The sequence below is a fragment of the Nodosilinea sp. LEGE 07088 genome (genome assembly GCF_015207395.1).
Classification (GTDB): Bacteria; Cyanobacteriota; Cyanobacteriia; order Phormidesmidales; family Phormidesmidaceae; genus Nodosilinea.
The window spans coordinates 37,152-48,304 of record NZ_JADEWX010000032.1; the positions used below are offsets into that span (position 1 = coordinate 37,152).

At 58.3% G+C, this 11,153-nt stretch carries 12 protein-coding genes; 2 read left to right on the forward strand and 10 right to left on the reverse strand.

Annotated elements, in window-relative coordinates:
* Nucleotides 1-6: 6 nt before the first annotated feature.
* Nucleotides 7-252, reverse strand: coding sequence for a lipopolysaccharide assembly protein LapA domain-containing protein (locus tag IQ254_RS10340; protein WP_193966100.1), 246 nt, complete (start codon nt 250-252; stop codon nt 7-9).
* 90 nt (nt 253-342) lie between these two features.
* On the opposite strand from IQ254_RS10340, the gene rplI reads away from it, so the two are divergent.
* The gene (gene rplI / locus IQ254_RS10345; protein WP_193966101.1) at nt 343-801 is read left to right on the forward strand and encodes a 50S ribosomal protein L9; all 459 of its coding nucleotides are present in this window, start codon (nt 343-345) and stop codon (nt 799-801) included.
* A 618-nt stretch (nt 802-1,419) separates the two neighbouring features.
* Complete coding sequence (locus tag IQ254_RS10350; protein ID WP_193966102.1) at nt 1,420-1,611, forward strand: hypothetical protein; 192 nt, start codon at nt 1,420-1,422, stop codon at nt 1,609-1,611.
* A 4-nt stretch (nt 1,612-1,615) separates the two neighbouring features.
* On the opposite strand, the gene thiO is transcribed toward IQ254_RS10350, so the two are convergent.
* From thiO to IQ254_RS10395, 9 genes are all read right to left on the reverse strand, one after another.
* The gene (thiO, locus tag IQ254_RS32435; RefSeq protein WP_193966103.1) at nt 1,616-3,574 is read right to left on the reverse strand and encodes a glycine oxidase ThiO; all 1,959 of its coding nucleotides are present in this window, start codon (nt 3,572-3,574) and stop codon (nt 1,616-1,618) included.
* Nucleotides 3,575-3,635: 61 nt separating this feature from the next.
* A complete protein-coding gene (locus tag IQ254_RS10360) occupies nt 3,636-4,100 on the reverse strand; it encodes a hypothetical protein (protein ID WP_193966104.1) in 465 nt (154 codons plus the stop codon).
* A gap of 121 nt (nt 4,101-4,221) precedes the next feature.
* Entirely contained in the window at nt 4,222-4,815 is a 594-nt protein-coding gene (locus IQ254_RS10365; RefSeq protein WP_193966105.1) for a hypothetical protein, read from the reverse strand.
* Between the two features lie 127 nt (nt 4,816-4,942).
* Nucleotides 4,943-5,575 (reverse strand): CatB-related O-acetyltransferase, encoded by a 633-nt coding sequence (locus IQ254_RS10370; RefSeq protein WP_193966106.1) that lies wholly within the window; start codon nt 5,573-5,575, stop codon nt 4,943-4,945.
* A 39-nt stretch (nt 5,576-5,614) separates the two neighbouring features.
* Nucleotides 5,615-6,211 (reverse strand): 5-formyltetrahydrofolate cyclo-ligase, encoded by a 597-nt coding sequence (locus tag IQ254_RS10375; protein WP_313887414.1) that lies wholly within the window; start codon nt 6,209-6,211, stop codon nt 5,615-5,617.
* A gap of 44 nt (nt 6,212-6,255) precedes the next feature.
* Complete coding sequence (locus IQ254_RS10380) at nt 6,256-8,415, reverse strand: pentapeptide repeat-containing protein (RefSeq protein ID WP_313887415.1); 2,160 nt, start codon at nt 8,413-8,415, stop codon at nt 6,256-6,258.
* A 7-nt stretch (nt 8,416-8,422) separates the two neighbouring features.
* Complete coding sequence (locus tag IQ254_RS10385; RefSeq protein WP_193966111.1) at nt 8,423-8,944, reverse strand: M23 family metallopeptidase; 522 nt, start codon at nt 8,942-8,944, stop codon at nt 8,423-8,425.
* Nucleotides 8,945-9,148: 204 nt separating this feature from the next.
* Nucleotides 9,149-10,279, reverse strand: coding sequence for a signal peptidase I (lepB, locus tag IQ254_RS10390; RefSeq protein ID WP_193966108.1), 1,131 nt, complete (start codon nt 10,277-10,279; stop codon nt 9,149-9,151).
* 68 nt (nt 10,280-10,347) lie between these two features.
* Nucleotides 10,348-11,153, reverse strand: an 806-nt coding sequence (locus IQ254_RS10395) for a type 1 glutamine amidotransferase (protein ID WP_228040470.1), incomplete at its 5' end; no start/stop codon positions are given.

Genomic DNA, 11,153 nt, shown 5'->3' on the forward strand with positions numbered 1-11,153 from the left:
CTCGGGCTATGGCCCGGGCCGCTGTGATTTGTGGCGGGGCGATCGCAGTGGATTGCCCCCCAGCACCAGCAAGACCAAAGCGGCTGCCACCATGCCAGCCGCTGCGCAAAAAGCTAGCAGTACCCCAAAGGGGATCTCGATCGACTGCAAAGTAATCAGACGAATGGAGACCGGGGTGGCATTTTGAATCGCGACAATGGCGATCGCGACGACCCAGACAGCGGGTACAAGCGCCAGAACGAGTCTAATCATGGCTTGGGTTACTCACGGTGTGGAGCAATAGGGTTGCCAAGGGGTAATCGCTTTGGGTAGTATAGGCAACTGGGCTATAAGAGAAGAATCATGGCAAAACGGGTACAGGTAGTTCTCACAGAAGACATTCGCAAGCTGGGCTATAACGGCGATCTGGTAGAGGTGGCCCCTGGCTATGCACGTAATTATCTTATCCCCAATGGGAAGGCGGTGCGCACCACCCCCGGTGTACTGAAGCAGGTTGAGCGTCGGCGTGAGGCACAAAAGCAACGACTGCTAGAAATTAAGCAAGAGGCCGAAGCCATCAAAACGGCGCTCGATACCATTGGTATGTTTACGATTCAGAAGCCCGTGGGCGAGAACGAGGCGATCTTTGGTACTGTCACCTCTAGCGATGTGGCCGATGTGATTAAATCGCTAGCCAGCAAAGAGGTAGACCGGCGCGATATCTCAGTGCCCGACATCAATAAGCTGGGTGAATACAAGGCTGAGGTGAAACTCCATGCCGAAGTTACCGCCACGGTTAATCTGCGAGTGATTGCCGAGTAGCGGTTATTTCGGGTGGATCTAAGTGTCTTGGGGCGGTCGCCGAAGGTGTGCTATGCACGTCGGTGCAAGGCGATCGCTACCTTCGTTAACCCAGAAGTAGTCTCTTTGTAGACTATTGCGATGGGCAATGCTGTGACTGGAGCCTACGTACAGGATTCGGCTGCTGGGGAAAAATCATCGCTTTCAATGCTGGCCTGCTCGATGCCTGGGATGATACGGTTCTCATACACTGTCGCTAGCCCCAGCAAACCCTCCAATTCCAAAGCGCTGGAGCGGCAAACTAGTACTCCAAGGCGCAAGTTTAGATACTATCTCTTAGGGCTAGGGAGCAGCAGGGGAGCTAAGGAGCCAAGCGATCCGGAACGGTGGACATATTTACCAACGCGGAAACCCTGGTGAGACTTGGAATTTCCGTCCTGCCTTTTGCCTGCTTACTTCTGCCTTTCGGTACTAGTCTGATTTTGGGAAGTCTTAGTAAATAAGGGTACTTACAATCACTATTTCCAAGCCAGGGTTACCTAGGAACTGTGCCTAGATCACCTCCCTAGGTAAACGGTAGCGATAGGTACCCAATCAGCGGTAAATCAGCTTCAAAGTATTTCTCAACAGCCCTGTCCTATGTCGCAGCCCGACTGCCCTATTACCGACCTAGTAAGTCAATGTATTCAGGTGCGAACCATCACCCAAACCCAGTACCAGCAGTTGACAGCTCTGGTGCTGGCCGATGGCACCGTTGACGACAGTGAGCGTAAACAGGTCAATCGCTTGTTTGACGCCATTCAAAGCGGTCGAGTTAAGATTGTGGACTAGCCAACTACTCTGTGATTCGCCCCGATAGCGGTGAGCTAGCGCTGGCGACTCCCTGTACTGGAATGCGCCCGGCTCTGTAGGCAAGGCGACCAGCGAGGGTAGCCAGCCCCATAGCACGACCCATGGCAATGGGGTCAGCGGCTTTGGCGATCGCCGTGTTGATCAGCAGCGCGTCGGCCCCCATCTCCATGGCCGCGGCGGCCTCGCTGGGGGTGCCAATGCCGGCGTCTACCACCACCGGCACCGTGGCATTTTCAATAATGATTTGGATATTGGCGGCGTTGCGAATACCCTGGCCCGAGCCGATGGGCGACCCCAGGGGCATCACGGTAGCGCAGCCAACTTCCTCCAGGCGTTTAGCCAACAGCGGGTCGGCATTGATATAGGGCAGTACCGCAAAGCCTTCTTTGACCAACTGCTCCGCCGCTTCTAGGGTACCGATGGGGTCGGGCAGCAGGTACTTGGCGTCGGGGATGACCTCTAGCTTGACAAAGTTGTTGTCTTCTTGGCCCAAAAGTTTAGCCATTTCACGCCCTAGACGGGCCACGCGAAGAGCCTCGTCGGCGGTTTTGCAGCCTGCGGTGTTGGGCAACATCCATAGCTTTGACCAATCGAGCGCTTCGGCTAAGCCCTGGTGGCCAGGGGCGTTGGTTTGCACTCGCCGCACGGCCACGGTGACGATTTGGCTGCCGCTAGCGGCGAGGCTCTGGCGCATGGTCTCAAAGTCGTCAAATTTGCCGCTGCCGGTCATCAGGCGGGAAGCAAAGGGTCGTCCGGCAATGACCAGGGGCGCATCGAGCGCAGTCGTTGCAGGCGCTGGGGGAACGGCGGGGACAGTATCGATTAGGGTCATGGCCTGAGGGATAGAAGGAACAGCGGGACTGGGAGCAGCAGCGGCGTGAAATCGCTGCCAGGAAAAGGGTTGAAGACGGGCATCGATTTGGCCTAACACGGCCTGGGCTACCAGCTGAGCGGTAATGGGCGCCAGCAGGATGCCGTTGCGATAATGGCCCGTAGCCAGGGTGAGATTGCGGGCCGGGCCGGGGCCCAGAATGGGCCATTCGTCAGGGGTGGCGGGGCGAAAGCCCCACCAGGTTTCGTCGAGTACGAAGTCACTGAGCTGGGGCAAGAGTGCGATCGCATGGTGCAAGAGCCGAGAGAGGCCGCCAGCGGTATTGTGGGGGGTAAAGCCCACCGCCTGACTGGTCGCCCCCAGCACAATGCGGCCATCTTGGCGGGGCACGATATAAATTGATTCGCCAAATAGCACCCGGCGCAAGGGTTGGTGAGTACCGTAGCCCAGGGGCACGCGTAGGCTAGCCATCTCCCCTTTTTTGGGAAAAACCGGCAGGGGCAGCAGCTCATGGGCCCAAGCGCCCGTCGCCAACACAATATGGTCGGCGCTAAAGTCGCCCGCCTGGGCGGTGCGAACCTGCTCTACCCAACCTTGGTGCTGGCCCAGGGCCGTAGCCCCAACGCCCTCGTGGAGCATGACGCCCAGATCGGTTACAGCCGCCCGCAGGGTGTTTGCCAAGAGACGGTTATCGACCTGCCCCTCGTCGGGGTACCAGTGAGCCCCCTGCACCCAGTCACCCAAGCCAGGCTGGTAGTAGTTCAACGCCCTAGCCGTCAACCAGGCCTCTCCTGGCGCTGGGGGCGCCGCCTGCCGGGGGGCCAGAATGCCGCAGGGCCAATAGCCCACCGACTGCCCGGTAAGTGCCTCGAGCTTGCTGACCCAGGTGGGATACAGCGCCAAACTGGCCTGGCACAGATCCAGCATAGGACTGGGGGATAGGCCCTCGGCCTGGGGAGCCAACATGCCCGCGGCGGCATGACTCGCCGCCTGCTGAAAGTCGCGGCTGAGGACCGTAACCGTTGCCCCCTGATGCCGCAGTTCTAGGGCGATCGCCAGGCCAATCACGCCACCGCCCAATACCAGGACGTCACTTCCCTGATTTGCCATGCCAGTTAACTCAAGTGCTCTGTGTCATTCTAGGGCACCTGAGGCTACGGCCGCCCGACTGTTACCAGAGAGCTGGAATCGAGTCTATATCGGGGTCTGTGGGATTTTCCGGTCTTACCCCAGGCTGCACCAGGCCAGGTTGAACAGGGGCAATGTCACCGACATTAGCTGGATAGGTGGCGGTATCCCCCGGCCGGGGAATGACGTTGCCAGGAGCCGGGGTAAACGTGCCCGTAGTGTCAGGGGAGAGAGTACTGCGCCCGCTTGGCATGGTGGCACCAGGTTGATCATTAAAGACCGTATCAGGACTGGTCGGAATGCCACCGGCACCCAGATCGCTCTGGCGACGCACCAGTTGACCAGCCTGCTCGACGGGCAAACTGCCCAGATCGCCGGTTTCTGTGGTGTTGGGCTGCGACCCAACTAGCCCTGGCTCTGGGCTGCGATCGCCCAACAACCGACTCAGACTCCCCGTTAGCAACACTACAATAGCCGCCAGAATGCCACCAATAACAAAGCGATTCATGGCCTTTCCTCACCCATACTTTTGTTCTATTGTTGCTCAAATTGACCTTTTTGAGCCGTTTCGATCGTGTTTTCTGCCTAAATGCGTCTTTTTTTCTTGACAGAATCAGGCCCATCCACCATTAGGCCGGCTGAATCAGGGCCACTTCTAACCGCAGATCGTTGTTGTCGTCGCGGGTTTCTTGGTCTTCGAAGGCAATTTGATAGACGTTTCCGTTAGCAAACCGAGTGCGCTTTACCCTGACCCCAAAGGCGTCACGCCAGGGGCTGTTAGTCGTGGGTCGGTTGTCACCATCGAAGTAATAGGTAAAGATGCCGGCCTCAAGGGGCAACGGCATCCAGCGCCCCGGCGCGTTAGTGGTGAGTTCCTGCCATAGCTCAGATTCAGGCGGCAGTTGGGTGATAGGACGAGGGCCAGCATTTTCTTTGTAGACTCGCAGTCGCTGACGATACAGGGCATCCCCGCCAGAGATGCGGTACCACACCTGGTGAGGAATAACCGTATTGTTGGTGTAAATCGCGTAGGCTGTTGCCTCGGGGATGGTGAGTACCTCGTACTCTCGGGTAACCACTCCCAGCGGCGGGCCACTCGCCTGGGCGGGGGTGCGTAGACCCAGGGACAAGGCCAACAGCAAAGCCGCCCCAAAAGCCACAACGAAACTATAGACTATGCCGCGCCGCTTCATGCTCTCAGCCATCAGAAGAGATTTTCCCAAAGAATAACGCAAATTTTTCGGTTGAGAACGCTAAAACAGACTTTTAATGCCTGTATTAGGTCGATTAAGACCCCAATGAAGCCTTGGTGAATCAAGATAACATTCTGATGCTGACAAACGCAGACACTTAATCAATGGCATTTTGTAGCGCCTGGAGATCAACTCCACAGATCGCGGGCAGGTAGCGGGTAATTTTTTCGATATCCCAATGCCACCACTGCAAGGTGAGCAGAGCTTCGATCGTAGCTTCGTCAAACCGATAGCGAATAATCTGGGCTGGGTTGCCGCCTACCACGGCATAGGCAGGCACAGCCTTGGTCACGACCGATTGGGCCGCGATCATGGCACCATCGCCGACCTGCACGCCAGGCATCAGGGTGGCACCGTAGCCAATCCACACATCATGGCCAATGACGGTATCGCCTTTGTTGGGCCACTGTTCGGGCATAACCGATTCCCAGCCCTGACCAAACACCGGGAAAGGATAATTGGTGAACCAGTCGGTGCGATGATTGCCACCGTTCATGATGAACTTGACGTCTGAGGCGATGGCGCAAAACTTGCCGATGATCAGCCGATCGCCAATGAAGTCGAAGTGATAGAGCACATTGCGCTCGAAGTTTTCAGGATTTTCAAAATCATCGTAGTAGGTGTAGTCGCCGACGATGATTTTGGGGTTAGTGACGAGGGTGTTGAGAAACACCGTGCGGGTCACGCCGGGGATGGGGTAACGGGTGGTGGGGCTGGGGCCGTAGGGCATGGGATGGAGGGAATGAAGGGGGATGGGGTCGTCGCCACTTTACTTTTCGCCTAAAAACAGACCGCTCTCGGAACAGACCCCGGCCAGGGGCCGATCCCACACGTCCTTGGGTAAATTGGGCAGGCGGGCGTACTCAAACACTATGCCCACGGTGGGAATCGCATTCCACGGCGCTTTGCTGAGCAGGCGATCGTAGTAGCCGCCGCCATAGCCAAGACGATAGCCACGCACATCGCAGGCGACGGCGGGTACCAGCATCAGGTCAACTAGGGAGAGGTCTATTTGGGGCGATCGCGGGTGGGGTTCAATAATGCCGTAGGCCCCCTTGCGCAGCGGCCATTTGCTCTCAGCCGACCAGTAGTGCCAGTGCAGCTGTTTTTTGTCGCCGCAGCGGGGCAAGCCCCAGTGCCGGTGGTGCTGGCTCAGGGGGCTGAGGTCGGGCTCCTGGCGAAAGCTGGTGTAGGCCAAAATCACCCGGCACTGGCGAAAGTAGCTCCAGTTGAGCAAGTGCTCGCAGATGCGATCGCTCTTTTGTCGCCACACCTGGGCGGGAATGCTCTGGCGGGCGCTGATTAGGCGACGGCGCAGGTCAGATTTTTCCTGCTGGTTGAGGTCTGAGGGAGAGGGCTGGGTCACAGGGTGGGCAAGAACCGTCAAAGGGAACACAACCGACAGCGATGCTAGAAGTAAATCAGCAGATTTAAACCCGGGATAGTACGCGAAAGCGTCCACAGAAGCAGCGCTGTATAGAGCAAGCCCAGGCCCCATTGATACCACACCAGCGCGGTGACTAGCCCTGGCACATGTTCGTCTCGTAACCGAATGTCATTAAAGCCAAACTTGAGCCAGTTGTTGAGGCTGAAGTCGAGATAGTTGAGCCAGTTCCAGCGGCGGTCAAGCAGCAGGTAGGTGTAGCGATCGCGAAAAAACGGAAACTTGGGAATCACCGGTAACCGCGCGATCAGCAGCCGGAGCTGACGCATGCTGCCATCTTCGACGAAATAGCTCTCGGCCATCAGATCGTGGTATCGCCCCTGATGCATGATCAGGCCAATTAGCACCGCCGGTATCGGCACCAGCAGCATAAACAGAAACCCCAGCGTCAGCAGCGGATAGTCAGCGGTGCGCAGTAGAGCATTGAGCCCCAGCCCTAGCAGCAGGCTACAGCCTCCAGCCAGCCACAACCCCTCGGCCAATGGCGGCAAGATAGGGGTGGGCCCCCGGCGGTGGCGATAGCGATCGACCAGCCAAAACATCAGCGCAAAGATGGGAATCGCCACCAGCCCCAGGCCAGAGGCTAGACCAAAGCTGGTGCCGTAGCGGCTCAGCACCACCAACCCGCCCAGCCACAGCCAGCGTAGGGCCAGGGCCAACCGCTGAGTCAGCGGAAAGGCGTCGCGGGCAAAGATGCGATCGCGCACTTTCAGATAGGCCGCCAAATCGACCCCATCTACGCTCAGTACTTCCTCGGTACCAATAAAGGGTTGTTCTTGCCGCCGCTGCACCACGGCTTTGGCCTGGGCTTCGGTAAAGCCGGTCCGCATGAGGGCAGGTAGCACCGCCGTATTGATATTGGTGCCCAGCAATTGCTGCTCCCAGGCTTTAAGCCGCAGGCGCTCAGCGGTATAGGCAATGTGGTTGGCGTCACTAACTTGTTCCAGGCGACGAAAGTTGCGCTCTAGGTTGCGCAGCAGGGTCTCGTTGCCCGCCAGCTGCGGTACCGAAAAGACGCGGCCAATTTTGCCGGGGGTACCCAAAATCTGGGTCTGCTCAAGGCTAAACTCCATGCCCGCCACGTTTAGGTAGGCCGAGGGCAAAAAGAAAGCATCGCCTAAATCAATCTCGCTGCCGACCGTGGCGTTGCGCAGATTGACCGGTTCGCCCAGGCGGGCTTGACGCAGCACCAGCGGCGCATCAAAGCGAGCTTCGGTAAAAAACAAAGCCTTGGCAAAGTAGGCCCGCACAAAAAAGGCCGTACCTTGCCACAGGGTACGGGCAAAGTCGGCAACCCCCTGCCACTGGGCCCGGCTAAAGTTGAGGTCGCCCGCCAGCACTGACTGGCTAAAGTTGACGTCAGCCTTAAACTCGGCCCCCTGAAAGTTGGCCCCGTTGCGAAACTGGCTCTGGTCAAACCGAACGGACTGAAAAAACAGGCTACCCTTGGCCTGTAGGCTCTGGCGGAAATCGGCCCCAGAAAAATTAACGCGCCGGTTAAACCGCGCCCCCGCCACCGCAAGCCCCTGCTCAAACACGGCTCCTGGAGCCAGCATGCGGCCCAGAAAAAAGGTATCAACCCCGCGCACTTGGCCTGTGAATCGAGTCTGCACCGCCACCAAGGGAGCTTTAAATAAGTAAATTTGCTGGCTGCTACCCTGTCCTCGAATCAGCAACGACTGGGACAACCGACTGAGCTGCAATAGCCGCTGGCGATCGCGCTTGAGCTGAGTCTGCCCCAACTCACTTAACAGGGGGGACAGATTATCACCGTAAAGGGGCTCTCGCTGACCCAGCCGCTGTAGGTCTAAATCGCCCTGCACTATGGCATAGCTGAGATCCAGAGCCGGTGCCGTGGCTGGTTTCTGCAGGGCACTAGCCAGAAGGCGATAAAACCCGTCGGTCAGCGGGCTATCGGGCTGTAAGTCAATGGTGTAGCTGCGCAGGTCAATCGTGGCTTGCCCCTCTCGCTGCACCGGGGCCCCCAGCCGCTGACGCAACAGATCGACCGTCAGGGTCGGATGACCCTCGACTGCGTTGGCGGGCTGAGCCACCACTAACCATACAATCAGGCATAGCCCCAGCCAGATCAGCCACCGTTTGAATCGTCGATGGGAGCCGAGCACCGCCGCCCTAGAGTGCCGCCTGTTGACCGACGTACATCGCCCGCAACACCAGGGCCGGATCGACCCAGTTGTCGCGATACTTGAGACCCCAGTGCAGGTGCGGCCCGGTGGTGCGCCCGGTCATCCCCACTCGGCCAATGCGAGCCCCGGCAGGAACTGGCTGCCCGGCCCGCAGCTGAATGCCGCCATCGCGATCGATCAGGGTCTTATTCTGACCGCTGCCCTCCACATGGCCCTGCATATGGCAGTAGATGTGAGTCCAGTCGCCCGATTTAATGGCAATGGAAGTACCGCAGGCACCACTGCCCTCAACCCAAAGCACCTCACCGCTCCACCAGCTGCGAATGTAGCTGCCGTTGGGGGCCGCCAGATCGAGGCCGTAATGAAACCGAGAGCCACCGCCATAGGGGTCGCTACGGTAGCCAAAGGGAGAGGTATAGGTTTGAAAATTTTCGACCGGGAAGGAGGCGCGGGTCCACAGGGCAGCGGTGAGGTCTTGGGCCAATGCCTCGGGCATCGATCGCGGCATGGCTACTGCCAGCGTGGTGATTAGGGCTAACCCCACCAACGATATGGGGCGCAGTCGAACGCCAAAAGCCTGGGCAAAGCCCCGGATAGACGCTTTGGCTAAACCTGGTTTAACTGGGCCGACAGAGGCCCACTGAAGTGCATTACAAAATTTCCAAGTCATAGAGACAGGGGGATGTGGGAGCAGCAAACATCGCCATTTAGCTTAGCCCAGATTTTGGAACTGGGATGATCTTAAATTTTTATTTTTGATCGAGGTCGATGGCTCAGTCAGAGGCTGTACGCGCTGGGGCGGCCAGTAGATTTTGTAGGCATTGCCGACTACGTGGGGACGGGGCAAAAAGCCCCAAATGTGGGAGTCACGACTCCGGTTGCGGTTGTCGCCCAGCACAAAGAGATGATCGGCAGGCACCGTCTCTGGGCCCCACTGGTAGAGGATCGGCTCCTTAAGGTGAGGATCAGCCAGGGGGGTGCCATCAATCCACACGCGCCCCTGGCGCACGGCGACCTGCTGGCCAGGTAGGGCAATCACCCGCTTGACCATCAGCTGGTCGAGACTCCCCGCTTGCTCAATTGGGGTGCGTTCGGGATTAGAGAAGACAATAATGTCGCCGACCGCAGGCACAAAATCAGGGGGCTGTGGGCGCACAAAGATGCGATCGCCCACAGCCAGCGTCGGCAGCATCGACTCGCTGGGCACAATGCACTGCACAACCTGGCGCGGCACCACAAAGGGGATAGCGCTGATGGCGCAGCGGGTGACTACAATCGCCACTAACAGCCCCGCCAGCAATCCCCACTGGCGTCGCCGAGTGGGGGCTGCTCGGTAGGCCAACCCACAGCCCACAGCCCAAATCGCTGGCGGCAGCGGCAGCAGCCTAGGATTAAAGTTGGCCCCGTAGGCGATCGCAATGCCCAACAACAGCAGCAGCCCCCCGACAGCCGCCTGCTGCAGAAACAAGTGCCCCAGTCCCGGTAGCACCTGGGAGAGAAATACTGGATACCAGGGATCTTGGGATTGATAGCGCAGCGGGCTAAACTCCCGCAGGGTGATGCCCCGCTTGGCAACGTGGTGGCTATCCCACAGAGTAAAGAGATAGAGACCGATCAAAGGCCCTAGGCCCAATAGTCCCCTCAGGGTGTTACCCGTCGGCGCAAAAATAGACCACAGCATGAAGGCGATCAGCCCCCAAAAGGCGATCGCAATGACTATCCCGCGCGCGATCGCACCGTCGTATATCTGCCCTGCCCCGGGCAGCGCCGCCGATAGGTTGACGGCCAACCAGGGGCTCTTGGGCCACGGCTGACCCACTAATACCGTAGGTCGTACCTTCATCGTTGGGGATGACACCAGCTAAAAGAACGGACTATGCCAAGCCAATATTCAGCTAAGACTAACCTTCCCTAGGTGCCGTAGCGTTGAACCACATAGGCGTGGGCGGCTAATTCTTCGGCATCGGCCAGGGCAGGCAGGGTCACGATCGTCTCTGGATACCGGCGGCAAAGTGCCAGCCAAATCAAATAGTCGGCAAAGTGAGGATTCTTGGGCAGCAGCGAGCCATGCATGTAGCTACCAAAGACATTTTTGTAGCGTGCTCCCTCGTATTCAGCGCTGGCGTTGTTGCCAAACCCGACAATAGTTTTGGCGAGGGGGTCAACATCTGCCCCCAGAAACGTCTGTCCCGAGTGGTTCTCAAAACCCACCAGGGTACGGGGCAGGTCGCGGGGAGTCGCGTACATGCTCTGCATTTCGGCATAGGCACTGGCATTTAGCTCAACAATGAGATTGCCGATGCACCGCTGTTTGACGTCGGTGCCCGGAGCGCGAGTATTGACGTCGATAATGCCCAGCCCCCGGGTTTCTTCCCCATTACCCATGAGAAAGGTATGACCCATCAGCTGGTAGCCGCCGCACACCCCCAGAAAAACCACCCCCGCCTCAGTATCGGCCCGAATCGCGTCGTACTTGAGCTGATGAAAATCATCCACTACCGCCACCTGGTCAGCATCTTGGCCACCCCCCATAAAGTAGAGATCGGTATGACCACCCTGGGCCACCTCCCCCATGGCCAAAGATCTGACGGTGCAATCGATTCCCATCCACTGGCAGCGGCGGCGTAGCACAATCAGGTTACCGGTGTCGCCGTAGAGGTTGAGGTGCTCGGGGTAGAGGTGAGTCAGGGTAAGGGCGTAGGGCATAGGGCGGGGGC